At 56.8% G+C, this 24,038-nt stretch carries 24 protein-coding genes; 8 read left to right on the top strand and 16 right to left on the bottom strand.

Annotation, left to right across the window (positions count from 1 at the left end; all coding sequences use genetic code 11):
• Nucleotides 1-2: 2 nt before the first annotated feature.
• Together SynMITS9220_RS06185 and uvrC are read right to left on the bottom strand one after the other, a co-directional pair.
• A complete protein-coding gene (locus SynMITS9220_RS06185) occupies nt 3-269 on the bottom strand; it encodes a hypothetical protein (RefSeq protein ID WP_255483282.1) in 267 nt (88 codons plus the stop codon).
• A 29-nt stretch (nt 270-298) separates the two neighbouring features.
• Entirely contained in the window at nt 299-2,257 is a 1,959-nt protein-coding gene (gene uvrC / locus SynMITS9220_RS06180) for an excinuclease ABC subunit UvrC (protein WP_186991554.1), read from the bottom strand.
• Nucleotides 2,258-2,319: 62 nt separating this feature from the next.
• Here uvrC and coaD point away from each other — a divergent pair, with 62 nt between their 5' ends.
• On the top strand, nt 2,320-2,817 hold the full coding sequence (gene coaD / locus SynMITS9220_RS06175; protein WP_115126490.1) for a pantetheine-phosphate adenylyltransferase: 498 nt from the start codon (nt 2,320-2,322) through the stop codon (nt 2,815-2,817).
• Nucleotides 2,814-3,743 carry a hypothetical protein gene (locus SynMITS9220_RS06170; RefSeq protein WP_186991551.1) on the top strand — a complete coding sequence of 310 codons (930 nt, stop codon included), beginning with the start codon at nt 2,814-2,816 and terminating at the stop codon, nt 3,741-3,743. Before coaD ends, SynMITS9220_RS06170 begins: the two co-directional genes overlap by 4 nt.
• On the opposite strand, the gene SynMITS9220_RS06165 is transcribed toward SynMITS9220_RS06170, so the two are convergent.
• The 6 genes from SynMITS9220_RS06165 to SynMITS9220_RS06140 all read right to left on the bottom strand — a co-directional run bounded on the left by SynMITS9220_RS06165 (nt 3,688) and on the right by SynMITS9220_RS06140 (nt 9,159).
• Nucleotides 3,688-4,989: a D-alanyl-D-alanine carboxypeptidase/D-alanyl-D-alanine-endopeptidase gene (locus SynMITS9220_RS06165; protein ID WP_186991548.1), complete on the bottom strand. Its 1,302-nt coding sequence runs from the start codon at nt 4,987-4,989 to the stop codon at nt 3,688-3,690. The two genes, SynMITS9220_RS06170 and SynMITS9220_RS06165, sit on opposite strands and share 56 nt — an antisense overlap.
• Nucleotides 4,986-5,501 (bottom strand): DUF4330 domain-containing protein, encoded by a 516-nt coding sequence (locus SynMITS9220_RS06160; protein ID WP_186991545.1) that lies wholly within the window; start codon nt 5,499-5,501, stop codon nt 4,986-4,988. The genes SynMITS9220_RS06165 and SynMITS9220_RS06160 overlap by 4 nt, the downstream gene beginning before the upstream one ends.
• 46 nt (nt 5,502-5,547) lie before the next feature.
• Entirely contained in the window at nt 5,548-6,243 is a 696-nt protein-coding gene (locus SynMITS9220_RS06155) for a DUF1995 family protein (protein WP_186991543.1), read from the bottom strand.
• A 46-nt stretch (nt 6,244-6,289) separates the two neighbouring features.
• The gene (locus tag SynMITS9220_RS06150) at nt 6,290-7,450 is read right to left on the bottom strand and encodes a cysteine desulfurase family protein (RefSeq protein ID WP_370594381.1); all 1,161 of its coding nucleotides are present in this window, start codon (nt 7,448-7,450) and stop codon (nt 6,290-6,292) included.
• A 7-nt stretch (nt 7,451-7,457) separates the two neighbouring features.
• On the bottom strand, nt 7,458-8,555 hold the full coding sequence (gene dapF, locus SynMITS9220_RS06145; RefSeq protein ID WP_186991540.1) for a diaminopimelate epimerase: 1,098 nt from the start codon (nt 8,553-8,555) through the stop codon (nt 7,458-7,460).
• Between the two features lie 373 nt (nt 8,556-8,928).
• Nucleotides 8,929-9,159, bottom strand: a complete 231-nt coding sequence (locus SynMITS9220_RS06140) for a hypothetical protein (protein ID WP_186991536.1) — start codon at nt 9,157-9,159, stop codon at nt 8,929-8,931.
• A gap of 178 nt (nt 9,160-9,337) precedes the next feature.
• Here SynMITS9220_RS06140 and SynMITS9220_RS06135 point away from each other — a divergent pair, with 178 nt between their 5' ends.
• Both SynMITS9220_RS06135 and leuS read left to right on the top strand, forming a co-directional pair.
• Nucleotides 9,338-9,559, top strand: a complete 222-nt coding sequence (locus SynMITS9220_RS06135; protein ID WP_186991533.1) for a hypothetical protein — start codon at nt 9,338-9,340, stop codon at nt 9,557-9,559.
• Between the two features lie 70 nt (nt 9,560-9,629).
• Nucleotides 9,630-12,266: a leucine--tRNA ligase gene (leuS, locus tag SynMITS9220_RS06130; protein WP_186991530.1), complete on the top strand. Its 2,637-nt coding sequence runs from the start codon at nt 9,630-9,632 to the stop codon at nt 12,264-12,266.
• Between the two features lie 7 nt (nt 12,267-12,273).
• Here leuS and SynMITS9220_RS06125 read toward each other — a convergent pair whose 3' ends face one another.
• Nucleotides 12,274-13,872 carry a glucose-6-phosphate isomerase gene (locus SynMITS9220_RS06125; RefSeq protein ID WP_186991527.1) on the bottom strand — a complete coding sequence of 533 codons (1,599 nt, stop codon included), beginning with the start codon at nt 13,870-13,872 and terminating at the stop codon, nt 12,274-12,276.
• A 178-nt stretch (nt 13,873-14,050) separates the two neighbouring features.
• Between SynMITS9220_RS06125 and SynMITS9220_RS06120 the strand changes: the two genes are divergently transcribed.
• On the top strand, nt 14,051-14,779 hold the full coding sequence (locus tag SynMITS9220_RS06120; RefSeq protein ID WP_186991525.1) for a helicase DnaB: 729 nt from the start codon (nt 14,051-14,053) through the stop codon (nt 14,777-14,779).
• 17 nt (nt 14,780-14,796) lie between these two features.
• Here the strand turns inward: SynMITS9220_RS06120 and SynMITS9220_RS06115 are convergent, their stop codons facing one another.
• The 3 genes from SynMITS9220_RS06115 to SynMITS9220_RS06105 are packed head-to-tail and all read right to left on the bottom strand — an operon-like array spanning nt 14,797 to nt 17,734.
• Entirely contained in the window at nt 14,797-15,714 is a 918-nt protein-coding gene (locus SynMITS9220_RS06115) for an N-acetylmuramoyl-L-alanine amidase (RefSeq protein WP_186991523.1), read from the bottom strand.
• Nucleotides 15,696-17,393: a M61 family metallopeptidase gene (locus tag SynMITS9220_RS06110; protein ID WP_186991520.1), complete on the bottom strand. Its 1,698-nt coding sequence runs from the start codon at nt 17,391-17,393 to the stop codon at nt 15,696-15,698. Before SynMITS9220_RS06110 ends, SynMITS9220_RS06115 begins: the two co-directional genes overlap by 19 nt.
• Nucleotides 17,393-17,734, bottom strand: a complete 342-nt coding sequence (locus tag SynMITS9220_RS06105) for a DUF1257 domain-containing protein (protein ID WP_067094708.1) — start codon at nt 17,732-17,734, stop codon at nt 17,393-17,395. Before SynMITS9220_RS06105 ends, SynMITS9220_RS06110 begins: the two co-directional genes overlap by 1 nt.
• 36 nt (nt 17,735-17,770) lie before the next feature.
• Here SynMITS9220_RS06105 and purN point away from each other — a divergent pair, with 36 nt between their 5' ends.
• Nucleotides 17,771-18,430: a phosphoribosylglycinamide formyltransferase gene (gene purN / locus SynMITS9220_RS06100; RefSeq protein ID WP_255483257.1), complete on the top strand. Its 660-nt coding sequence runs from the start codon at nt 17,771-17,773 to the stop codon at nt 18,428-18,430.
• On the opposite strand, the gene argC is transcribed toward purN, so the two are convergent.
• Complete coding sequence (gene argC, locus SynMITS9220_RS06095) at nt 18,421-19,485, bottom strand: N-acetyl-gamma-glutamyl-phosphate reductase (RefSeq protein ID WP_186991514.1); 1,065 nt, start codon at nt 19,483-19,485, stop codon at nt 18,421-18,423. The genes purN and argC overlap by 10 nt on opposite strands.
• Before the next feature lie 109 nt (nt 19,486-19,594).
• Between argC and ribBA the strand changes: the two genes are divergently transcribed.
• Nucleotides 19,595-21,208 carry a bifunctional 3,4-dihydroxy-2-butanone-4-phosphate synthase/GTP cyclohydrolase II gene (gene ribBA / locus SynMITS9220_RS06090; protein ID WP_186991511.1) on the top strand — a complete coding sequence of 538 codons (1,614 nt, stop codon included), beginning with the start codon at nt 19,595-19,597 and terminating at the stop codon, nt 21,206-21,208.
• Here ribBA and SynMITS9220_RS06085 read toward each other — a convergent pair.
• The gene (locus SynMITS9220_RS06085; protein WP_370594392.1) at nt 21,196-21,624 is read right to left on the bottom strand and encodes a peptidylprolyl isomerase; all 429 of its coding nucleotides are present in this window, start codon (nt 21,622-21,624) and stop codon (nt 21,196-21,198) included. The two genes, ribBA and SynMITS9220_RS06085, sit on opposite strands and share 13 nt — an antisense overlap.
• A gap of 76 nt (nt 21,625-21,700) precedes the next feature.
• Here SynMITS9220_RS06085 and mtnP point away from each other — a divergent pair, with 76 nt between their 5' ends.
• Nucleotides 21,701-22,615 (top strand): S-methyl-5'-thioadenosine phosphorylase, encoded by a 915-nt coding sequence (gene mtnP / locus SynMITS9220_RS06080; RefSeq protein ID WP_186991508.1) that lies wholly within the window; start codon nt 21,701-21,703, stop codon nt 22,613-22,615.
• On the opposite strand, the gene murQ is transcribed toward mtnP, so the two are convergent.
• Nucleotides 22,606-23,583: an N-acetylmuramic acid 6-phosphate etherase gene (gene murQ, locus SynMITS9220_RS06075; protein ID WP_186991506.1), complete on the bottom strand. Its 978-nt coding sequence runs from the start codon at nt 23,581-23,583 to the stop codon at nt 22,606-22,608. The two genes, mtnP and murQ, sit on opposite strands and share 10 nt — an antisense overlap.
• Nucleotides 23,584-23,585: 2 nt before the next feature.
• Complete coding sequence (locus tag SynMITS9220_RS06070) at nt 23,586-24,014, bottom strand: DUF3110 domain-containing protein (protein WP_186991503.1); 429 nt, start codon at nt 24,012-24,014, stop codon at nt 23,586-23,588.
• Nucleotides 24,015-24,038 lie beyond the last annotated feature (24 nt).

Here is a 24,038-nt window from a genome sequence, read left to right as displayed (position 1 = left end):
TCTCAGCCCTCCCCCGCCAGACGACACGCACGTCGTCCGATGGATGTGGCATAGGCCCTGTCCACCGGACCTGACATGGGGCTGAGCTGACCTGCCCTGCAGTTCATCACGACCTTTTCTCGATGGCCCAGCTGGTCGTTGAGTTTGAGCACGAGCTGCCAGTGATTCTTGGCGCTGCGTGTGATGTCATCCGCACAGACAGGCCCGGTGCAGAGTCCCGGTGAGGCGATGACCGCGCTAGGGGAGACCAAACCGATCATCAGACCCATCACCAGTGCGGCCAATGTGAAAGCACGGATCATGGTGTCGAGGAGCCCGGGTCTGGAATCTGCCCATCCTGCTCTGCATCCTGATCAGGGTGGAAAAAGCGATGGATATCTCTGGCCAGTGCCAGCCCAACACCTGGCGCCTGAGCGAGGGTCTCCACAGGTGCCAGCTGAATGGCGTCGATGGAATGGAAATGGGCCAGCAGATCCTTCACCCGTTTCGGTCCAACACCAGGAATGTCAGACAGACGTGAACGTTTCATGCGCTCACCCCGTTGCTGTCGATGAAAGCTCACAGCAAAACGGTGAGCTTCATCGCGAAGGCGACGCAGCAGAGCCACGCCGAGCTGATCGGGTTCACTCTCCAGCGGATGACTTTCACCTGGCAGAAAAATTTCCTCTCTCTGTTTGGCCAGAGAGCAAACGTTGAGATCCTCCTGCAGGTCCAGCTCTCTGAGAGCTTCCATCACCGCGGAGAGCTGACCTTTTCCGCCGTCAATCATCACCACATCAGGCCAGTCGTTGAGACCATCGGTCTGCAGAGCACTTCCGCCTCTGTGTCGCAGAGCTCCGACATCGACGCCTTCAGCCTTGGCGCGTGCCCAGCGGCGGAAACGGCGCCGCATGATTTCAGCCATGGCCATGAAGTCGTCGCTGTGACCAGCCCTGATACTGCTGCTGCGGATCTTGTACTTGCGGTAGTGCTGCTTGGCGGGCAGCCCATCAATGAACACCACCTGGGATGCAACGGCATCGCTGCCCTGAATGTGACTGATGTCATAGCCCTCGATGCGTCGGGGCGGCGAAGGTAGTTCCAGAAGCTGAGCCAGATCTTCGGTGGCGAGCGCCTGTTGCTCCTGACCCTGTTTCGCCCGTTGGAGCTCATAGTCGGCGTTGCGCTGAACCAGTTCAATCAGATCTGCTTTCTGTCGCTGCTTGGGGCAGTGAATCTGAACCTTGCGTTCGCGCTGTTCCGTCAGCCACTCCTCAAGCAATGGCTGTTGGAGAAGTGGATGCTGCACCAACAGCTCAGGCGGGATCTCAACCGCATCCACCTGGCTGTAATGCTCCTCGATCACCCGCTGAAGGATCTGGCCGGGATCCTGATTAGAAGCATCAGCCATATACCCGAGTCGACCAACGAGCTTTCCTGCACGCATTTGAAACAGCTGAACAGCAGCCAGCCGTTCATCGGCCGCCATGGCAATCACATCACGGCTAACGGAGGCATCGGGCAGACTCATTTTCTGATCTGCAGTTAGCTGATCGAGCCCCTTGAGCTGATCACGCACTTTTGCGGCTGCTTCGAAATCCAGTCGTTCGGCGTAACGCTCCATCTGTTGATGAAGGAGTTTCTGAAGCTCATCACTGCGCCCCTGAAACACCATCGCCACCTTGCGCAGCGTGCGGTGGTAATCCTCTGAGCTGATCTGCTCCTGGCAAACACCAGGGCAACGTCCGATGTTGTAGTTCAGACAGGTGCGGTCCTGATGGAGTGGCCTGGGGCGTTGTCTGAGCGGGAACACCCGCTTCACGAGAAAGAGGGTTCGTCTCAGCAACCCCACATCCACATAGGGACCGTAGAAGCGATCCAACGGACTGCGAAAACGTCGACGCCGGGTGATGAAAATTCTCGGGTAAGGCTCACTCCAGGTGATGCAGAGATAGGGGTATTTCTTGTCATCTTTGAGCAGCACATTGAAGTGCGGCTGTTGGTTCTTGATCAGGTTGGATTCCAACGCGAGAGCTTCTGCCTCGCTGTCGGTCACGATGAATTCGATCTCACAGATCTGACGCACCATCAAGCGAATGCGCGGGCTCAAATCGTGGCGACTGCGGAAATAGCTGCGCACCCTGCTGCGCAGACTCTTGGATTTGCCCACGTAAAGCAGACGATCCTCAGCGTCACGCATCAGGTAGCAACCAGGTTCGGTCGGGATGTCCTTCAGCCGACGTTCCAGGCGATCAGGTTGCTCGAGCAAGGTGGGCATGCCGAGAATCTAGTGATGCCGGTGTGCATAGGATCCGTCCAGCTCCCGCTGAGGTTGTTGCGATGAAAGCGCTCTATCCAGGCAGCTTCGATCCTCTGACGCTTGGTCATCTTGATTTGATCGAACGCGGATCATCCCTGGTGGAGGAACTCATCGTTGCGGTGCTTCAGAACCCTGGGAAATCACCCGCCTTCTCACTGGATGAGCGACTTCATCAGATCCGTCTCTCCACGAGCCATCTCAACAATGTGCGTGTGATCAGTTTTGACGGTCTCACCGTCGAATGCGCCAGATCCAATGGCACGCGTCTCATCCTGCGTGGTCTGCGTGCGATGAGCGACTTCGAATACGAGCTGCAAATCGCCCATACCAACCGGTCACTGGATCCTGATTTTGAGACGGTCTTCCTCAGCACATCAGCTCACTACAGCTTTCTCAGCAGTTCAGTGGTGAAGGAAGTGGCTCGTTTCGGTGGATCTGTTGTCCATATGGTCCCGCCGGTGGTGGCGGAGGACCTCATGAGGTTCTTTAATTCGGCTTTCAACCAACCGCAGCGATGAGCGAGATCCGGTTCTCCGTAATCGACCAGCTCGACCAGCTCGAGGAGATCGTGCTGGAGGGAAGTCGCATCCCCTTTATTGGTGGACGGCTCGTGAATGAGCAAGATGCAGTTGAGTTGCTTGACGCGGTGCGTGAAGCCATGCCCGCTCAGGTCGAGCAGGCTGACCAACTGCTCCAGAAGCGGGATGAGTTCATTTCCACTGCGCGCGCACAGGCCGACGAGATCGTCAACAAAGCCCAACAACAGCGCGAACAGCTTCTTGCTCAGGCATCCATCCGTCAGGAGGCGGAACGTCAGGTCAACGACATGCGCGAACAAGTTCGTCAGCAGTGCGAGCAGATGCTGCAGGGCGTTCGCCAGCAGTCCGCCCAGATGGAGCAGGACATGCAGTCGAAGCACGCGCAGCTTGAGCAGCAATTCGCATCCCGTCGCCAACAGCTTGAGCAGGAATCACTGCAACGCCGGCAACAGCTCGATCAGGAAGCCAACGAACTCAAGCGACAGCTCACTGAGCAGCATGAGCGCAATCGGCAGCAGTCACTCCAGGAGCTCGAGCAAATTCGTGTGGAAGGACTTCGCCTGCAGAAAGAAGCTCAGACTGAAGCGGAGCGACTGCATCAAGATGCTCTGCAGTTCCGACAGCAGACGCAGCAGCAATGTGAAACGCTGATTCAGCGCAGCCGCCAGGAAGCTGGGAATGTTCAGGACGGGGCCAACCGTTATGCGGAACAGACCCTCGGTGAACTCGAGCAGAGACTCAAAGAGATGGCTCAGGTTGTTCTTGCCGGACGTCAGGAATTGGTCAAAATCCAAACGGGTCGACCGGAATCATCCGAGGTTGAAGCAAAGGACGGCAAAACCGTCCCAATCAGCCGAGCACGTCGGGCCGCTTCACGGGTGCGACAGATGAGGGGCATGGGCTGAATCTCTTCACGGATCGCAGGATTTGCCCCATCACCGTGTTGGGGCGGACCGATCCGTTGGAAATCATGCTCACGTACCTGGGTCCATCGACGGTCTGCAGATAACCGGAAATGCTGCGAACTCCGCTGATGGTTCCTGTCTTGCCTCTGAATCGACCGTCAAGAACGCTGCCTCGATACAAATTGCGCAGGGTGCCTCTCTGTCCGGCAATGGCCATTGAGGCTTGGTAATAGGCGGCGAACGGGTGCTGATCCATGCGCATCAGCAGAGCAGCGATGGTGTTGCTCGTGACCCGATTGTTGCGTGAGAGACCACTGCCGTCAGCCACACGCAGGCCCTGAACCGGCAGACCTTGCTCGAACATCCAGCGCTCTGTGGCCCGGGAGGCCGCCCTGACATCCCACAGACCAGAAGCCTGGCGCATGAGCACTTCTGCGGTGAAATTGTGGCTCTCAGTGTTGGCAAGACTGAGCAACGCGTGCATGGGAGCCGAGCTTTCCTCGTGCAACACGACCGTGTTTTGCAGCACAGCTGAAAGCGTTTCAGCAACAGGTTGACCCCTCTGGATCTGGACCGTTCCCCCGCGACGAAGCGCTTCTTGCTGGAACAGTCGCTGGAGCCGCGAGTAGGGGTCACTGACAGCGCCGCCAACGGCATTGCTGGTGAGGGCCAATCGTGTGATCGGAGCGCCATAGGCATAACCACGATCGGCAGGATGCCAATCGCTGGGCCACCAGTTGCTTCGTGGCTCTTCACGCACCATCAGCTTCACGCCAGCGACTGAGTTGCCTCTGGCACCGCCTTGACGAAGGGCGGCAAGAACGAATCGCTGAAGACCTGCGATACCGAGATCAGGATCTCCCTGGCCGTTCAGTTCCATCGAACCATCCGGTCTCTGGATTAAACGGGTTTTCAAGCGAAAATCCGGGCCGAGGCGATCGAGGGCGTAGGCCGTGCTGATGAGCTTTTGATTGGACGCTGGAATTCTTGGAACGGCACCGTTGATCGTTCCGAGGACATCTCCATCGCTGTTGAGAACAGTGACGGACCAAACCCTCGCTTCACTCCCAACATTGGATCTGAGAGCCGTTTGAAGAGCTGGACACGAACGACCTGGCTGCAACTGGGGGAGTGGCTGCTCGGTCGGTGGCGGCGGTGGCATCGTCAGCGGAACCAACTGACTGGCAGCCACGGGCATGGCCAGTGGAGTCAGAAGAAGTCCTGAGGTGAGGAACGCTGTTCTCATTGAAGGGAGACTCCACTGACAATTCCGTTCACCCGATAGAAACGGCCCTCAAGTTCTACAGGAATTCCCACTTTCAGCTTGGTGCCTGCCATCACAACACCGGATGAGGTCACGGTGGCGTCACCTTGGAGAACGAAACGGGCATCAAGCATGCCCTGAATCTCCCTGTTGGGGTCATCCGCCATCACAACACTTCCATCTGGGAGGACGGATGCAAGCTGGCGACTGATGTCGTCGACCCTGATGAGTTGCACGCTTCCAGCGGGCTGATTGCGGATCACCAGTGATGTGCGGCCTGATTGGAGAGCTTCCGCAATGAATTGATCCGGATCCGCAGCACTGGTATTACGGACGTCCACGGTGACTTCAACCGGTTTGATGGCTCCTGTGGCCCTGGCGACCGTGTTACTGAGCTTTGGACTCCACAGAACACCTCCCACAGCCACAAGAGCAACAACCGCCGCGGCTGCGTCAATCACGGAGATTGATCGAAGGCGTTCAGAGAAGGCCATGGGAGAAAGCTTGAGACGGCAACACTAAAAGTGATGGGCCTGGCAATCAACCACGCAAATCATCGATGAATCGATCCATCGCCCCGAGGGTCTGACTCAAACCGTCGCCCGCACCGGCCAGGGCTTGGTCAATTTGTTCTTGATCAGGACGGACATCGAATTGCTTGACCCAGCGATATCCGTCCGGATCCTGTCGGAACAGTTCCCATTGCTGCTGATGTTCCTGCATCAGAGCACCTTGGAGAAAGGGTTCCAAATGAAAGGCTGATTGCCAGGTCGACATGAATCCCTTTCGACGCTGACGAGCCACGCTGCCGATTCCGACCGCAGCATCTTCAAGACGGCTGTTCAACAGCACGACCGGTTCAAACCACTGACTGCAGATTGCTTCGACGGTTTCGTAATCGCTGGGTTGAGCGCCGACGATCAGCAACAGATCACCACGGCCTGACCACGCAGGGTCGCGTTGAAGCTGATTCAGATCAACGCAGCAGTCGGCAAGCTCAGGTCCATCACGCTTGGCCAGAGCTGCTGCTCCTGCATCTGGCCAGGCCAGGAGCAAGCCAATCCCGCTGTCCTTCAGGGCTTGAGACAGCCTGATCGAGGGCCCAAGCAACCGCAGACCCTCGAACTTCCAGGTCACTTGCCAGCGACCACGACGTTTGGAGCCAAGAACCTCACTCAGTGCAACGAAAGTCCGCTGTTCAGCTTCGGATAAGTCAGCAGGGAGAACGGCGCTCACCAGGCTCAGTCAAATTGTTTGGGCGGAGCGTACAGCCGCTGCAGCATCAACTGCAGAGTGACTGTTCAAGTCCGGCTTGGAAGCGATGCACAATCTCATCAAGGTGCTGACGCTCAATCCAGGGGCCAAGACTGAGTCGGACGCTGGATCGGCACTTGGTCTCTGGAAGCCCCATGGCGACCAAAACAGGGCTGTCGCTGTCTTTTCCAGAGGAACAGGCACTGCCACTGCTGACGGCCAATCCGCAGGCATCAAGACTGCGCACGAGCCGACGTCCTGACACAGGCTGGCCGTTGTGATCGCAGACCAGCAGTGAAAGGTGGTGAGGCAACCGGTTCTCTGGATCACCACAGACCATCAAGCGTTCATCTGTCAGCAATCGGTCGCGTAACGCATCGCGTAGATCAGCAACGCCGTGTCCTGATCGCGCGAGATCGGCTGGAGCACAGCACTCGATCTGATCGAGCGCAGCAGCCATCCCGGCAGCCAAAACGACAGATTCAGTACCACTTCTGAGGCCACCCTCCTGGCCGCCACCTGAAAAGAGCGGCATCAGTTCAGAGCGGTACGACTGACGCATCATCAACAGGCCGATTCCTCTTGGACCTCCGCTTTTGTGGGCCGAAGCACTGAGCAAATCAACCGGTAAATGTTTCCAGCTGGGGAGGCCCTGGCTCAGCACCTGCGTGGCATCGGTATGAATCGTGATGCCCCTTGTTCTGCAAGCTTCTGCAACCTTCAGCAGGGGCTGAATCGTGCCCACTTCACCCTGGCCCCAGACCAGTGAGACCATCTGAGTGGGAGGCGCCAACAGCTCCTCCAGATGTTCCAATTTGATCCTGCCCAGCTGATCAACAGGCCATTCGGTCACATCCCAGCCGCTCTTGCTCAGCAGACGTGCCGCGCCTGTGACGGCGGGATGTTCCACCGAGGAGATCACAAGCCTGCCTGGCGAACGTGTTGCGGCGAGCCCATGAAGCGCAAGATGAATGGACTCGGTGGCTCCGGAGGTGAAAACCACGTCGCTGTGATCTGCACTGAGTTTTTCAGCAATCTGAAAGCGGGCCCTCTCCAATGCTTCAGAGGCTTTCAGACCAAATCCATGAAGGCTGGAGGGATTAGCCCAGGCCTGATCCTGGGTCTCGATCATGCGTTGAAGCACCCCAGGTCTGAGGGGTGCAGTGGCGCAAGCATCGAGATAAATCACACGTCTCTCAGGATTGGGAATCGCGTTGGAGTCGCGAGAGCGTTCGCTGTTCCAGGGACTCCGTGGCGATGTTGATCATCGAATCCAGCGAGTTGGAAGCAAGGAATTCCTGAACCCTGGACTGGGCTTCCTCCTCAGAACAGTCTTCAGCTGGTTGACGGTTCTCGGGCTCACTGCTGACTGCCTTGAGAGACGCAGCTTGTTCAGCCTCTAACGATGTTCCATCAGTGGTTGAACTCTGAAACGGGACGAGTTCAGGATTCAGAACACCATCGAACACGGCAACAGCTGGTCCAGTCATAAACACCGATGCACCAGGCTTCTCCCAGCTGATCTGAAGAGGCCCTCCTGGCAGCTCAACGGTGGCCTGTCGATCGCTAAGGCCGAGCAGAACAGCAGCCACAAGCGTGGCGCAGGCACCGGTGCCACAGGCAAGCGTGGGACCAGCACCTCGTTCCCACACTCTGATTTCGAGCTGAGAACGACCGTGCACCTTTAAAAAATGCACATTGGTTTTGGCCGGAAACACCTTGTGGCACTCGAGCTCTGCTCCCCAGCGTTCAAAGGGAATAGCGTTGAGATCATCGACGGGAACGACTGCATGAGGGTTTCCCATGCCCACAGCGGCTAGAGCAAGAGTGTCTCCATCAAGGGTGAGTTCACCCACCGGAAGACCCGTTGAGTCAGCATTGAGCGTGGTGGGGACAGAAGTGGGATCAAGGAAAGGAGCTCCCATATCCACACGGATCTGACCATCGTTCTGAAGTTCCGGAATGATCAAACCAGCGGGTGTTTCGATCGACCATCGACGACCTGGACCATCCCCATCACTGTCAGCGAGGAAACGCGCAAGACATCGAATTCCATTGCCGCACATCTCCGCTTCCGAGCCATCAGCGTTGAAAATGCGCATGCGCAGCTCGGCATCGCCTTCCGGAGGGAGAGCCAAGATCAAACCATCCGCTCCGATGCCAAAGCGTCGATCGCAAAGGCGTTGGACCCAGCCTGGATCTGGGGTATGAATTTCAACGGACAATTGACCGGAACGTCCCTCCATCAAGATGAAGTCGTTGCCCAGCCCTTGATATTTGCTGAATGTCAGCATTCAGAACAACCCTGTGATACCAACACGTTACAGGATTTCGAAAACTGATATTCGATCCTCAATCCTGCTCAACTCAGTAGCTCTACGGAGTGATGCTGACGGATTCCTAGCTTTACATCTCAACCTCTTGAAGATCTCGAGTCAAGTTGTTGATGACAGAACAGCCCAACCTGCGAGCATTACCACTAGGGGCAAAATCAGAAGAAGCTAAAAATTCAACAAAATAATCTCTGCAATACATCATTAATTTAATAGAAGAACCTGATATACGAGAGGTATCGATCCAAAGATTGCAGTGAAAAGCCGAATCAAACGATACACTCATCAATAGTGCGATGCAATCTCAGAATCGCAATTCTGCAGATCGCCTTGACTAGGGCACTGTCCAGAAACCGCTGTAAAACCAGTCATTAATGAATTTATCCAGCTCATGATCGGTGTCACATCCACTCTCCCTAATCAGCTCATCATCTGAATCCAATTTGCGAATTTCATAAAAATCTTCTGGTGTGAAATCACCTTCATCTAGCTGATCCAACATCGAGGCCCACTGATTCGTGAGCGCGATGAGTAACTGCTCTCTTGTCTCAGTGGTTAAGTTCAAAACAAGACCGTGATCAGTGCTTCGGTGGTTCTTTCAGACGTGTTGTCGTCTCGTTAGGTCAAGACAGATTCAGTCTGAAGGATCAATCGTTCACAAGCCAGGCATCCCCAAGGACTGATTGACGTTGGCAAGCGTCTTTGCTGGAGTGCGGACAACATTCCGTTTTCCCTTCCACACCATGGAGTCAACGGGCTTCGATCCCAGCTTGCCCGGTATCCGGTTGATTCAGTCGTGGATTCGTGAGCAGCGAGTGCTCGGGATCGAGCTGAATGATGGCCGCAGATTGGATGGCTGTCTCGCCTGGCAGGATCCTCAGTACTTCGCACTACAACGGGAAGACAGCAACGATCCCGTCTTGATCAATCGCCTGGCGGTGCTCACCATTCGCCCTTTGGCCTGAGTGACTTCGAGGCGGCTTCCAGAGGAAGGCCTCAAGCTGTGTCACGATCTCTCGCAGGTGTTTTCCTGATGTGACAGCCCCGCAGTCCTCGTCCATGCCCGAATCCAGCTCGGGGCTGTCCGATCGCTACGACCCCTCCCTTCTCGAAGAACAGTGGCAGCGCAAATGGGAACAGGATGCGCTTTATCAAACACAGGATCCCAGGCCTGACCAGAAAGCGTTTTATGCGCTTTCGATGTTTCCATACCCCTCCGGCAGCCTCCATATGGGGCATGTTCGGAATTACGTGATCACCGATGTCATCGCTAGAGCTCAGCGGATGCGCGGTGACGCTGTGCTGCATCCGATGGGCTGGGATGCCTTCGGTTTGCCTGCTGAAAACGCGGCGATCGAACGCAATGTTGACCCCGGCGTCTGGACAGACCGCAATATCGATCAGATGCGAAGTCAACTTGGTTGCCTAGGGCTATCGATCGACTGGTCTCGGGAACAGGCCACGTGCCATGAGGACTATTACCGCTGGACGCAATGGCTTTTTCTTGAGTTGCATTCAGCAGGTCTGGCCTACCAGAAGGAAGCAACTGTCAACTGGGACCCCATCGACCAGACAGTGCTTGCTAACGAGCAGGTTGATTCCGAGGGGCGTTCTTGGCGATCCGGTGCGCTGGTCGAGCAGAAGAACCTGACGCAATGGTTCCTGAAAATCACCGAGTACGCAGATGCTCTGCTCGAAGACCTGGATCAGCTGCAGGGATGGCCTGAGCGGGTCCGAACGATGCAGGCCAATTGGATCGGACGCTCCATCGGGGCAGAAATCGACTTCCAGGTCGAGGGCCACAACGACGCCACGATCACCGTGTTCACCACCAGAGCCGACACCCTGTTTGGTGTCAGCTATGTGGTTCTGGCACCTGAACATCCACTCGTCGATGCTCTGACCACTGCGGATCAGAAAGAATCCGTTGAAGCATTCCGCGATTTGGTCAGCGATCTGTCCAACGATGAGCGCACAGCGGATGATCGTCCCAAGCGGGGTGTGGCCACCGGTGCAGAAGCGGTCAATCCAGCCAACGGTCAGAAGGTTCCGATCTGGGTTGCTGACTACGTTTTAGCGGGATACGGAACCGGAGCTGTCATGGGAGTTCCCGCCCATGACGAACGCGATTTCCGTTTCGCAAAAACCTACGAGCTGCCCGTGCAGCGTGTCATCCAGATGGATGGCACTGATGAACACTCCAATGACGGTGAGGCCTGGACAGGCCCTGGAACCCTGGTCAACAGCGGAGCCTTTGATGGCCATAGCAATGACCAAGCCAAGCAGGCCATCACCGAACACGGCGCGACAAAAGGATGGGCACGAGCCAAGCGGCAGTACAGGCTGCGAGATTGGCTGATCTCACGTCAGCGCTACTGGGGTTGCCCGATTCCAATCATTCATTGTGCGGACTGTGGCGCCCAACCGGTTCCAACAGATCAGTTGCCGGTGGCTCTGCCCAAAGACGTGAATCTTGCCGGCAAAGGTGGATCACCTCTCGCCGCACTCGATGACTGGGTGAATGTTCCCTGCCCAATCTGTGGGAAACCGGCACGACGCGAGACGGACACCATGGACACCTTCATGTGTTCCTCCTGGTATTTCCTGCGCTTCGCTGATCCGCAGAACTCCGATCGTCCATTTGAGAGCGAGGCTGTCAAAAAGTGGTTGCCTGTTCAGCAATACGTCGGAGGCATTGAGCACGCCATTCTTCACTTGCTGTACTCGAGATTTTTCACCAAAGCTTTGAAGGATCGCGGCTTGATCTCGATCAATGAGCCCTTCGAGCGCCTCTTGACTCAGGGAATGGTGCAGGGGGTGACCTACCGCAATCCACGGACGGGGAGATATGTCGCTCCCGCTCTGGTGGTCGACCCGGGCACTCCGAGGGACCCCGACGACGGCGAGGAGCTTGAGGTGCTGTTCGAAAAAATGTCCAAGTCAAAGCACAACGGAGTCGATCCAGCACTGGTGATTGACCGCTATGGAGCGGATACGGCTCGGATGTTCATCCTTTTCAAAGCGCCGCCGGAGAAGGATCTTGAGTGGGATGACGCCGATGTGGAAGGTCAATTCCGCTTCCTTCAACGTCTCTGGCGGCTCGTTGACAGCGTCAGCAAACTGACAGCTCCGGATCAACTATTGAGCATCGACGTTTCTGGCATTCCCGCAGAGCTGTCTGAATCTGAAACAGAGATTCGACGGGCTGTTCATCTGGCTATTCAGGCTGTCAGTGATGATCTCAGCGGCGAGTTCCAGTTCAACACCGCGATATCGGAGTTGATGAAACTGTCGAACAGCCTTTCTGGAGCTGTGCTTGATGCATCAAGGCCGGTCCAGGTGGAAGCGATGGGAGCGCTGATCAGGCTGCTTGCTCCGTTTGCTCCACACCTTGCAGAGGAATTTTGGTTCCGACTCGGAGGACAGGGCAGTGTTCATCTCCAGACCTGGCCTCAGCATGACCCTGCTGCACTCGTGCAAGACACGGTTGATCTGGTGATTCAGATCAAGGGAAAGGTCCGAGGAACCATTCAGGTTCCAGCTGAGTGCGACAAAGACACGTTGGAGGCCCTTGCTCTGGCAAGCGATGTGGCCAAGCGCTGGTTGGAGGGCAAGCCCCCCAGGAGGGTGATTGTTGTGCCAGGGAAGCTGGTGAATCTGGTTCCGTCCTGACGGCCAATCAGCATTTACTGAAACGCAGAGTTGCCGGTTTGTTCCAGTCACCCTGTGCCTGATAGCCCCGGTTATTGCCGGTGAGATGACGCACAATCCAGAAGACGGCTTCAACCGATCCCTCGCCGATGGCCTGCTGGATTTCCACGACCGAGCGGGACACTCCATCACTGAGCACGTCCTCAACCTGAAGCTGGAGTTTGAGGATCGCAGCTGCTGCCTTCTTGCCGGCTTCCACACCAGGCTGGTGATAGGCATTGACGTTGACCAGTTCTCCGTAAAAGCCAACGGCACGTTCAAACAGAGCAATCAGAGCGCCGAGTCGGCGGGCATCGAACTGACGCATGCTGATACTCAGACTCTGACGGCCTCCCTCTGTGAGAGCTGAACGGGTTCCTTGTACGAAGCCATCAAGAAAGTCTCCAGGCCGCTCGCCATTGATCTCAGGAATGTCCTCCACATCGCGAAGCACTTCGATGAAGGTCACGAAGAAATTGTCGACGCCATCTCGCAGCTGCTGAACGTATGCGTGTTGATCCGTTGATCCCTTGTTGCCATAAACGGCGATGCCCTGATGGGCCACATCACCATTGCGATCGAGGCGCTTGCCGAGGGACTCCATCACCAACTGCTGCAGGTATCGACTGAACACCTCCAGGCGATCGCGATAGGGGAGCACCACCATGTCGCGCTTGCCCTTGCCTCCCCCCGCGCAGTACCAAGCTGCGGCCATCAGAGCTGCAGGGTTGCGGCGCACATCATGCACACGAGTGGCTTCATCCATCTGAGAAGCACCTGCCAGGAAGCTGCGGATGTCAGATCCGATCAAAGCTCCCGGAACCAGGCCAACAGCACTGGTGATGCTGGTGCGTCCGCCGACCCAGTCGAACATGTCGAAACGCTGCAGCCACTGTTCAGCAACGGCCTGCTGGTCGAGCTTGCTGTCAGTCATGGTGATTGCCACAGCCTGAGCCGACCATTGACCTCCGACTGCTTCCAAGCGATGACGTGCCTGCTCCATCCCGAGATGGGGCTCAGGTGTACCACCCGACTTGCTCACCGTTACTACCAAGGTGGTGCGTAGAGCATCGCCAAGCTCAGCGAGCACCCGACTCATTCCATTCGGATCCACATTGTCGAAAAAGTGAAAAGGAAGTCCGACACCCTTGTCCTGAAGGGCCCGGATCATCAGCAAGGGGCCGAGTCCACTTCCACCAATGCCGATCCAAAGAACATCCGTGAAGGGTTGACCGGTCGGAGACTTGATCGTTCCATTGATCACCGCCTTGCCGAACTGCTCAATCTGATCAATTTCAGTGGAAATGTGCTGACCCACTTCCGGATCAGGAGCCAGTTGAGGATGCCTCAGCCAATAGTGACCAACCTGACGATTTTCGTCGGCATTGGCGATGGCACCGTTCTCAAGGGCCTTCATGGCCTCAAAAGCCTTCTCCAGTCTGGGCGTGAGCTCTTCAAGCTGAGCATTGTTCAGGTGCATGCGGCTGACATCCAGCCACATTCCGAGGTCCTCGTGATGCCAGAGAAGATCACAGAATCTCTGCCATTGAATCTGGGCATCAGTGGCACTGAAATCCGGGAAACTCATCTAATGGAGAGAACTCTCTGTGCCGAAGTTATCCAGGATCCTGCGGAATGCCCATGAACTGAGACGCCACGACTAATCTCCGTCAATGCTTCCTGACAGGCTCAATTTCTGCTCCGTAATGGTCCCGAGAGCGATCACTAGCTTTACAGCCCTGGCCATCACGGCTGTTGCCGTTTCCATGACGGGTTGGCCTCCTCTGCGTGGAATCAATCCCCACAGCGATGTAGCGCAGTCATCCTCACCCCTGTCTCAGGAGAGTGATCCCGATCCGACCGATTTCAGTGCCGAAGAGCTCGAACATCTGCAACGCCGGTTTGGCGTCCACGGACCTCAGACGCAACTGGCTCAATTGTTCACCCGAGGGGTGGATCAGCTCCAACCTCTGCGTGCCAACACCCTGTCGAGACTGCACAGGTTGAAACCTGTGATCCAAAGAGAAGCGGGTCGCCACAGGATCAATCCGATGTTGATCACGGCCATTCTCTTCGACGAAATTCAGCACTCCAAACCAGGAGAAGATCTGCCGTTCGTCGTTCACTCAGGTCTTGTGGAGACGCATGGTCCTGCGCAGCTCGGAATCAGTGAGCTGATCCATCAAGGGCGGCTTCCTGTCGATCCGTCCCCGCAGCAGATTGCAGCTGCCCGCGACCTGCTGATGGATCCAGATGCCAATGTGGAACTGCTGGCGGCGAAGCTGGCGCGACTGAAAGGTGAGCTCGGACTGGAGCGAGAAGCAATCCTGATTGCAAGCCGGTCCTATGTCGATGCCAAAGCCATTGCCACCCTGGCCTACTTGCATAACGGCAAATTGGATTATCCCGCCAGGGTCCTGCGCTATATGCAAGACCCTGCACTTCATGGACTGATCTATTCCACGATCCGTCCGGCACCACTTCCTGTGATCTGAACAGCTGCCGCCTTTGCCTACGCCTGGCAGAGCTTGCCTAGGGCAGCAAGGCGATTCTGGAGTTCGGACCAGGAGAAGCTGCGGGGATCAGCCCGTGCTCCACCCAGGTCAACATGCCGGTGGGTGGTAATCGCAGCAGGATCGATCTCGAAGCGTTCGAGCCATCCATCCAGAACCAGAGCCAGGGCGTCGTACTGAGCAGCCGTGTAACCGCTGTGGTCGCCATGGCTGCCATGCCCATCATCCGGTGTTTCAAGACTGAGATGGAGTGCAAAGTTATTGACAGAGCCATCGAACTCTGCATTGGTGACGGCCCACTCACCGAGAAACGCAGAGTATCCAGCGCCATAGGCACGCTTGAGTGGATCCACCACATCCACGATCGATCCATCCAGACCGACCAAGGAGTGATAGCTGACTTGATCCTCATCACGGGGATGGGGAGTCAGAAATGTGTTCACCGCTGAACTGAGGGAATAGACCGTTTCATGCAGGACCACAACCCGAGGAGCAGGGTTGATGGCCTGGCCCCATGGGTTGCTGCGGAAGCGGTCTCCGTAATTGGTTGGGTCAGCAGGAATGGATTGACGCAGCTGAGGCAGTTTGCGGCGCTTGGCGAGAAGTCGACTGCGCGTCGACTGATCAATCCCCGAACACTGCCGAGCAAGAGGTGATGACCAGGCCGAACCTTTTGGAGCATCAGGTTGCTGTCCGGGCAGGACCTTGTCCGGATCGGAGTCGCGAGCGACTTCATCCAACAAATCCAAGAGGGAAGGCTTGCGAGCGACTCCTTCAGTGGACTTTTCTGCGGTGAAACCAACCAACGACAGCACTAGCACCAGCGTGGATGTTGTCGCCAGCAGAATTCCAGCTCCTGGATGGCGCAGCAAGCCAAGAGACTTGAGCCACACACGGTTCAGATGATCTGGAACCATTGATCGCGGAGCAAACGAGCCTCCCTGGACGCACCAGGGTCCCAGGCCAATCGGTGGCGTTCCACCCCGGCCTTCTTCAGGAATAGCTCCGTGCTGGCAATCCGGCCACGACGGCTGTAGATCACCTGACATTGCTCCGAACCTTGCAGCAGCTGCTGGCTGCGTTTCAGGTTTCGGCAACGCCAATTCCTGAGTGACAGCAACTCATCGCCTGCAACCAGACCAGCGGATTCAGCGGAACCAGACGACACCGTGCGATCAATCCACACACTTCCATCCGCTTCACGCAGGGTCCATCCCGCATCGGGATGAGATGCCATCACAGGCTCGAGCTCAAGACCAAGAGCTTTCAGACAGGACACGACCGGGATCGAGCCACAGTCATCGAGCCAAGTTGGCAGTTGTGTGGCCAGTTCAGCGGAGTGGGCCGAGATGACCTCCATCAAATCGTGGCGGGTATAACCCCGCCCATGGATGCCAAGTCGGGCCCACAACAAACGCAGGGTTTCAGACAGAGACCCACCGACCTCACGCAAGCGCACATCGAGGCAGAAGGCCAATGCGGTTCCCAGCCGGTAATAACTGATCTGACTCCGGGCATTGGCGGGGGACTGCTTGTAAAGCCGCACCCAGGCCTCCCGCGAGCTGTCAGCCAGGGACTGAATGCCGGTGCCTGGATTCAACAGCACATGAGAAAGATCCGCAGCCAGATCTTCGAGCAGATCCAGACGACTGGAAAAACCGGAAAGCAGAGGCAAGGCCAGGTCGAAATAACTGGTGATGCCTTCAGCAAACCAAAGGCCCTCACTGATCACGGGCCGGTCGTAGCGGTAGGGAACGTATTCACTCGGTCGAAGTCGTCGAACGTTCCACTGATGCAGATATTCGTGGCCAATCAGCTGCAACAAACTGCGGGTTCCGCCCTCTTCCAGTAAGCGAGTCCAGGGGAACTGCATCACCGAAGAGTTGTCGTGCTCCAAGCCTCCGTAACCCTGATCCAACAGTTGCAACACCAGCTGATAAGGCTGTCGCGAAGGTGGGTCGCAATCCATCAGATCGCACACTGATGAGCAGATGGATTCGATCTCCGCTGGCAGCTTTGTTGACCATCCCGAAGGCGGAGAGCCGATCAACACCAGTTCATGAGACACGGTCCTGACGTTCAGCATCTCGACATGAAGCTCACCGGCATGGACCGGTGCATCGACAAGATGGTCGAAGTCTTCAGCCCAAAAGGAGTTGTTGTTTCTTGGCAACGGGCAGACCACGGACCAAGAACTAGGAACCAACACCTCCAAAACGTGTGGATTCCAGCGTTGACCCTCCACCAACATCACGACTGCGGAAAGGCAGAGTGACGCAAACACGGGATCGACGTGATTGGTGCGGACGGTCAGCTGCCTCGCTTCTAGGGCGTAGCGCAACGTGATCGGTTCTGAAACATGGCAATCCAGCTCCCATGTCTCCGGTGAACGGCGACGGGGGACGAGAACTTCCCCAGCCTGCTCAACGGTGAGGCTGTGAAGATGCTGGGAGGGATCCCGGACGGTGTATGACCCCGGAGTCCAAACAGGCAGAGTCCAGGTTTGCCGAGCCTGAGTAGGACTCCATCGAAGTTCGACCCAGAGAAGCTGTGAAGCAGGAGTGCCGAGATCGAGCGCAACGTGAACGTCGGCCATCAGATGCCGGCAGTAACCGTCTCAGCGTCAAGAAACTCCGCCTGCCGCATGGCCTGATGAATGGCATAACGACGCAAGACACGTCGCAGAGCGGGTTCGGTCTGTCCGGAACCCTGAGGTGCGGCTAAGTCCGCCACCAGATCGAAATGGGGTTGGTTATCACTGTGTTTCCAGCCCAGCTGCAGACCGGATGGATGCACGGCGGCAAGATCAACCGACTGATGCGTGTCGAAGGAGCTCACGACTCCACCTCGAAAGACCTTGAATCCTTCGCTGCAGAGAGCGATCTCAAGCAGATCGAGATCGGTCACCAATGTGGGCAGGATGGTCAAATGGGACATGTAATCGGAATGCCCGCGCAATCTGACCCTAGCCAGATGGACAGCGAGTGTTATCCCGCGTTGATCGTTCCAGCGATCGGGACATGGCCCAGGTTTGATTCACCCTTGCGACTGGGGGTGATGGCCTCAGGAACAGGAACCAATTTCGAAGCGCTTCACAACGCCATCGCCTGCGGCGACCTGGATGCCCAGATCAATGTCCTCGTCGTGAACAAAGCCGGCTGTGGAGCCCGTGATCGAGCCGAGCGGCTGGGGATCCATTGCGAGCTCAGAGACCACCGTCTGTTTGCAAGCAGAGAGGAGATGGATCACGACTTGGTGCGCACGTTCCAGAACGAAGGTGTTGAAGCCATTGTGATGGCCGGATGGATGCGCATCGTGACCCCGGTGCTGATCGATGCCTTCCCAGGCCGATTGCTCAATATCCATCCCTCCCTTCTCCCATCGTTTAAAGGAATGGATGCGATCGGTCAGTGTTTGAGCTCAGGCGTGACCGTGACTGGCTGCACGGTGCACGAAGTGCTGAACGATGTAGATGCCGGCCCAATCGTCGCACAGGCTGCCGTCCCAATCCTCAGTGATGACACCAGGGAGCGACTCAGCCGCCGCATTCAGGTGCAGGAACACCGTTTGCTTCCCTGGGCGACGGCCCTTGCCGGTCAATGCTGGAGAACAGCAGCAGCAACTCAGGGATAGAAGGGTGCCAATGGGAGGCCTTCACTGACCGGTAGTCCCGCCATCAGGTTCAGACACTGCACCCCTTGGCCAGCCTGTCCTTTCATCAGGTTGTCGACGGCGCTCATCAGCACCAGACGACCTGTGCGTCCATCCACCTGCACCGAAAGAAGAGCCTGATTGGTGTGCTTGGCCCATTTGGTGGCTGGATAGGTTCCCACAGGCAACACGCGGACGCAGGGGTGGTGGCGATACACCGCTTTGAGAACCGTTGTGCAGTCTTCGGCGGTGAGGCCGGGATCCCTCAATCGTGCGTAAACCGTTGAGAGAAGACCCCTGACCATTGGCACGAGATGAGGGGTGAACTGAATCTGAATGGGGCATCCCGCCACGCTGCTGGCGAGCTGTTCGATTTCCGATGTGTGGCGATGCCCCACAACGCCATAGGGACTGATCGACTCTGATGCTTCGGCCAAGAGCAGATTCTCTTTTGCAGCCCGACCGCCTCCGGACGTGCCGGTTTTGGCATCGATGATCAAACCTTCGGTCTCAATCAGCCCCTGTTTGAGGAATGGCAACAGGGGCAGAAGGCTGGTGGTGGGAAAACATCCCGGAGCTGCCACAAGCCTGGCCTCGGCAATCTCAGGGCCATGCCACTCAGGGAGCCCATACACCGCTTCTTTGCAGAGATCAGCGTCAGTGCGTTGATGGGTTCTTGCCTCATGCACATATACCGAAGCCCAGTGATCAAGGCTGCGGTAGCGGTAATCAGCGGAAAGATCCACCACCCTGACGCCCTGATCGAGCAGAGGAGGAGCAAGCTGACTCGCCAGGCCGTTAGGAAGACTCAACACCGCAAAATCAGCGGCAGCGGCGATGCGATCCGGATCCGGACTGTCCACGGTGAGGTCTTCACCAAGCGGCAGGAACGGGCAAATCTCGCTCCAGCAGCGACCTGCAGATCGCTCACCTCCCAGGTAGGTGATGTCAAACCCTGCGTGGGCGTTCAGGAGGCGAAGGGTCTGCAGACCTCCGTACCCGGAGGCACCAACCACAGCAACCCGTTGAATCCCCATTCCGGCGATGGCACATCGATCGATCGTACCGACGTCGATAATGGGTAAAGATTTAAGGACACCTGGACCGCTGCCCGATTCCGTTGCTCATACCGATGGGGCTTCTCCCATGTTCGATTCCATTCCAGATGCTCTTGCGGCCATCCGAAATGGAGAGTGCATTGTGGTTGTGGACGATGAACGCCGGGAAAACGAAGGGGATCTGATCTGTGCAGCACAGTTCGCCACCCCCGAACAGATCAACTTCATGGCCACTGACGCGCGTGGTCTGATCTGTCTCGCCATGGAGGGGGAACGCCTGGATGCACTTGATCTGCCGCTGATGGTGGATCGCAACACCGATTCCAATCAGACAGCTTTCACGGTCAGCATTGATGCGGGCCCTGAGAATGGCGTCTCCACCGGGATCTCAGCGGATGACCGGTCGCGCACAATCCAGGTGGCGATCCAACCAGGTTCCAAGCCATCGGATCTGAGGCGACCCGGACATATTTTCCCGCTCAGAGCTCGGCCAGGAGGTGTTCTCAAGCGAGCAGGACACACCGAAGCGGCAGTGGATCTCGCCCAGATGTCGGGCCTCTATCCATCCGGTGTCATCTGTGAAATCCAGAATCCGGATGGCTCAATGGCACGGCTTCCGGAGCTGACGATCTATGCCCGTGAACGCGGGCTGAAGCTGATCAGCATTGAAGATCTGATTCGCTACCGCCTCGATAACGAACGCTTTGTGGTGCGATCGGCTCAGTGCTCACTACCAACGGAATTCGGATCATTCCTCGCCATTGGTTATTCCAATGAGCTGGACGGCAGTGAGCACGTCGCTCTCGTCAAAGGCGATCCGAACAACCTGAGCGAACCGGTGCTGGTGCGGATGCATTCCGAATGCCTCACGGGTGATGCCTTCGGATCCATGCGTTGCGACTGCCGTGCCCAGCTTCACACTGCGATGAAGCACATTGAAAAAGAAGGTGAAGGTGTTGTTGTCTATCTACGCCAGGAAGGAAGGGGCATCGGTCTGATCAACAAATTCAAGGCCTACAGCCTGCAGGAGGGAGGTCTCGACACCGTTGAAGCCAACGAGAAGCTCGGATTTGCACCTGATCTGCGCAATTACGGAGTCGGTGCGCAGATTCTCAGCGACCTTGGGATTCACCGGCTCAATCTGCTCACCAACAACCCCAGAAAAATCGCAGGCCTGGGCGGCTATGGCCTTGAAGTGGTGAATCGAGTGCCGATGGAATCTCCGATTGGTGATTTCAACGCCAGATATCTGGCCACCAAAAAGGAAAAGCTGGGGCATTTGCTGGATACCATCAAACTCAGCTCTCACTGGGTTCTCTGTCTGGACAGCAACTCCACGGATGACGGGGTTCTTTCTGATCTGCTGCACCGCGTGGAACAGCTCAGCGAGACAAGTGGCCTTCAGTTATACGCCGAACAAGGGCCACGCTTGCTGGCCTTATGGGAACGACCACGCTTCGTCTGGTCGCTGCAGGTCTCAGAACCCGACACGGCTGCGATCAAGTCGATCTTGATCACCATGGCGGGTTGGGCGGAAACCTCAAGACTTGGTCTGCTCCACACCGTGAACGAACAGCAGATCACTCACCCTCCCCAAACACTGGAACGCAAGGAGCTCAAACTCAGCTCATTGGCTGATGCGTCACAGGACACAGCCTGGTTCCCCGAAGGAAACCAGGCCGCCTTACTTCACTGGTCCTGAACGGTGACCTTTTGGATGCGTGTGCCGTTTTTGATGGCCATCACCACGTCCATATCACCGGTCAGTCCGAAAACGGTGTGAACACCATCCAGGTGAGGCTGAGCGTCATGGACGATGAAAAACTGGCTGCCTCCTGTATTGCGACCGGCATGAGCCATCGACAGGGCACCAGGAACGTGCTTTTTGCTGTTGATCTCGCAATCGATCATGTAACCGGGACCGCCTGTACCAGGAGTGCCTCGTGAACCCTCACGGCTATTGGGGCATCCACCCTGGGCCATGAAACCGTCGATCACTCGGTGGAAGGCAAGCCCGTCATAAAAGCCATCACGCGCAAGCTTGACAAAATTGGCAACGGTGTTGGGAGCGTCCTGTTCGAACATCTCCAGCTTGATATCGCCGGCGTCCGTGGACATGAGAACGGTCGTCAAGGCGTCAATCCGAAAACACCATGCTAGGCAGGTGACTGTGCAGGCCGACCTCAATCACGCCATGAGTCAAACAGCCTCAGGCCCAGAGCTTGATTCCGCCCGGGTGGGAGTAATCGGTGGCAGCGGTCTTTATTCCATCAACAACCTGGAATCGGTGCGTGAAGTGCAAACCGACACTCCATTTGGCAAGCCATCGGATGCACTGAGAGTCGGAACACTCCATGGCGTTGAGGTGGTTTTTCTGGCTCGTCATGGAAGTCAGCACCATCTGCTTCCCAGCGAAGTGCCGTATCGAGCCAACATCTGGGCCATGCGAAGCCTCGGAGTGCGCTGGCTGATTTCAGTGTCTGCCGTGGGATCGCTGAGAGAACACCTGAGACCACGCGACATGGTGGTGCCGCATCAATTCATCGATCGGACCAGGCAACGCCCTCAGTCATTTTTCGGAGACGGATGCGTTGCGCACGTCAGCTTGGCTGATCCCTTCTGCCCGATCCTCAGTGAATGGTTGGCAACGTCAGCAGCGACCGCCATGCCCGTGGGGCACCATCTGCATCGTGGTGGAACCTATCTCTGCATGGAAGGTCCAGCGTTTTCAACCCGTGCAGAAAGCGAGCTCTACCGAAGCTGGGGTTGCGATGTGATTGGCATGACCAACCACACGGAAGCACGCTTGGCGAGAGAAGCGGAAATCGCCTATGCCTCACTCAGCATGGTGACGGACTTCGACTGCTGGCACGACGACCATGACGCCGTCACCGTGGACATGGTGATCGGCAACCTCAAAGCCAATGCAACGGCAACCGGACCAATCCTGGAAAACTTGATGGGCAACTTCAGCAAAGAGCGGCCCGAATCGCCAGCACACCGAGCACTGGAACATGCGCTGATGACGCCTCCTGAGGCGGTTCCTGCAGCAACCCGTGAGCGCCTCGACCTGTTCACCAGTCCTTACTGGGGCAGCGTTCAACTCTGAACAGAGAGAGACTTGCCCTGACTGGCCAGCGCTGATCTCAGATCAGCAGCATGAGCTTCAAGCAGAGCATCAGCTTCATTCGCCCCCAGATCACAACTACCCATCAGCAGTGCACGTTTCACCGATCCCTGGGCGCGTTCCAACAGATCTAGAGCAGCGTCTCGTTTCATCCCGAGAAGGTCCCTGAGCATCCGTATGGAGCGGTCAACAAGCTTGCTGTTGCTGGCAGCAACGTCGACCATCCGGTTGCCGTAAACCTTGCCAAGCCGAACCATCACGCCTGTTGAGAGAATATTCAGTGCCATTTTTGTGGCCGTTCCAGCCTTCAGGCGCGTTGAACCTGTCAACAGCTCAGGTCCTGTCAGCAGTCGAATGTCGATCGCGCAAGGCAGAGGTGCCTGCTCCGAGGGAACACACGCCATGGCAATCGTGAGTGCACCGAGCTGCTTGGCATAGCTGAGTCCACCGCGGACGTAAGGAGTCGTCCCTCCCGCAGCGATACCAACCAAGCAATCCTCCGCGCGAAAACCACGTTCCTGAAGATCAGTGATCGCAGCAGATTCAAGATCTTCAAGACCCTCGGAACTCCGCAACAGAGCCGGAGCACCCCCGGCAAGAATGCCCTGCACCAGCTCCGGTGGGCTGCAGAAGGTGGGTGGACATTCGGCAGCATCCAGAACGCCAAGTCGCCCTGATGTGCCAGCACCCAGATAAAACAATCGGCCGCTCCGCTGAAGTCGTTCGGCAATTGCGTCAACGGCCTGGCTCAGAGCCTTTCTCGCCGCAAACACAGCCTCTTGGGGCCTGCGATCCTCGTCGATGAACAGCTCGACCAATGCATCGGTGGAGAGCTGATCAAGTTGATCACTCGCTGGATTCACCTGTTCGGTGAGCAGATAGCCCCGGTCATCCGAAGGAGACACCAAAGCGGAGCCGGAACCAGAGCCAATGGATGGAACGTCAGCCATGTTTAAAGAAGGCCCTCAAGCCGCCGTCGCACATCATCAAGATCCTGGATTGAGGGATCGGATTCGTCGTTGGATGCGAGGTCCTGCCCCTGGCTTGGATCCTGTTCCGGCTCCTGCTCCTGCCAATTGGCCACGTCACGATTGGCACTCGGTGGCGCCAGCATCAGCCGTTCATCATCCGACTGAGGCACAAAACCATCGGAGACGAATCGGGCCTCATAACCGGCTTCACGGCAGAACAGCTCGATCTCCTCACGATCAAGAGCTTCAACGGTGGGTGTTGGAAAGTCCTGCGCTTCCAGTAGTCCGGCATAGCGATCAGCATCATCGCGGTTCTCAAACATCAACACCACCGTCTGACCTGACAGCTCGAGGGAGTGAATGCCTTCGCTGTCCTGTCCTGCGTCGTACAGGAGCACGTGAACCAACATGCTGATCAATCGTCAACAGCAGTC

The sequence above is a fragment of the Synechococcus sp. MIT S9220 genome (assembly GCF_014304815.1).
Lineage (GTDB): Bacteria > Cyanobacteriota > Cyanobacteriia > PCC-6307 > Cyanobiaceae > Synechococcus_C.
The sequence above is the reverse complement of the archived record's forward strand: the minus strand, read 5'-3'. Positions and strand labels throughout refer to the sequence as shown.

Excerpts from the sequence above, each read along its gene's own strand:
- SynMITS9220_RS06185 (WP_255483282.1), bottom strand. The coding sequence starts at position 269 with ATGGGTCTGATGATCGGTTTGGTCTCCCCTAGCGCGGTCATCGCCTCA.
- uvrC (WP_186991554.1), bottom strand. The coding sequence starts at position 2,257 with ATGCCCACCTTGCTCGAGCAACCTGATCGCCTGGAACGTCGGCTGAAG.
- coaD (WP_115126490.1), top strand. The coding sequence starts at position 2,320 with ATGAAAGCGCTCTATCCAGGCAGCTTCGATCCTCTGACGCTTGGTCAT.
- SynMITS9220_RS06170 (WP_186991551.1), top strand. The coding sequence starts at position 2,814 with ATGAGCGAGATCCGGTTCTCCGTAATCGACCAGCTCGACCAGCTCGAG.
- SynMITS9220_RS06165 (WP_186991548.1), bottom strand. The coding sequence starts at position 4,989 with ATGAGAACAGCGTTCCTCACCTCAGGACTTCTTCTGACTCCACTGGCC.
- SynMITS9220_RS06160 (WP_186991545.1), bottom strand. The coding sequence starts at position 5,501 with ATGGCCTTCTCTGAACGCCTTCGATCAATCTCCGTGATTGACGCAGCC.
- dapF (WP_186991540.1), bottom strand. The coding sequence starts at position 8,555 with ATGCTGACATTCAGCAAATATCAAGGGCTGGGCAACGACTTCATCTTG.
- SynMITS9220_RS06135 (WP_186991533.1), top strand. The coding sequence starts at position 9,338 with ATGGAGTCAACGGGCTTCGATCCCAGCTTGCCCGGTATCCGGTTGATT.
- SynMITS9220_RS06125 (WP_186991527.1), bottom strand. The coding sequence starts at position 13,872 with ATGAGTTTCCCGGATTTCAGTGCCACTGATGCCCAGATTCAATGGCAG.
- SynMITS9220_RS06120 (WP_186991525.1), top strand. The coding sequence starts at position 14,051 with ATGACGGGTTGGCCTCCTCTGCGTGGAATCAATCCCCACAGCGATGTA.
- SynMITS9220_RS06115 (WP_186991523.1), bottom strand. The coding sequence starts at position 15,714 with ATGGTTCCAGATCATCTGAACCGTGTGTGGCTCAAGTCTCTTGGCTTG.
- SynMITS9220_RS06110 (WP_186991520.1), bottom strand. The coding sequence starts at position 17,393 with ATGGCCGACGTTCACGTTGCGCTCGATCTCGGCACTCCTGCTTCACAG.
- SynMITS9220_RS06105 (WP_067094708.1), bottom strand. The coding sequence starts at position 17,734 with ATGTCCCATTTGACCATCCTGCCCACATTGGTGACCGATCTCGATCTG.
- purN (WP_255483257.1), top strand. The coding sequence starts at position 17,771 with ATGGACAGCGAGTGTTATCCCGCGTTGATCGTTCCAGCGATCGGGACA.
- argC (WP_186991514.1), bottom strand. The coding sequence starts at position 19,485 with ATGGGGATTCAACGGGTTGCTGTGGTTGGTGCCTCCGGGTACGGAGGT.
- ribBA (WP_186991511.1), top strand. The coding sequence starts at position 19,595 with ATGTTCGATTCCATTCCAGATGCTCTTGCGGCCATCCGAAATGGAGAG.
- SynMITS9220_RS06085 (WP_370594392.1), bottom strand. The coding sequence starts at position 21,624 with ATGTCCACGGACGCCGGCGATATCAAGCTGGAGATGTTCGAACAGGAC.
- mtnP (WP_186991508.1), top strand. The coding sequence starts at position 21,701 with ATGAGTCAAACAGCCTCAGGCCCAGAGCTTGATTCCGCCCGGGTGGGA.
- murQ (WP_186991506.1), bottom strand. The coding sequence starts at position 23,583 with ATGGCTGACGTTCCATCCATTGGCTCTGGTTCCGGCTCCGCTTTGGTG.
- SynMITS9220_RS06070 (WP_186991503.1), bottom strand. The coding sequence starts at position 24,014 with ATGTTGGTTCACGTGCTCCTGTACGACGCAGGACAGGACAGCGAAGGC.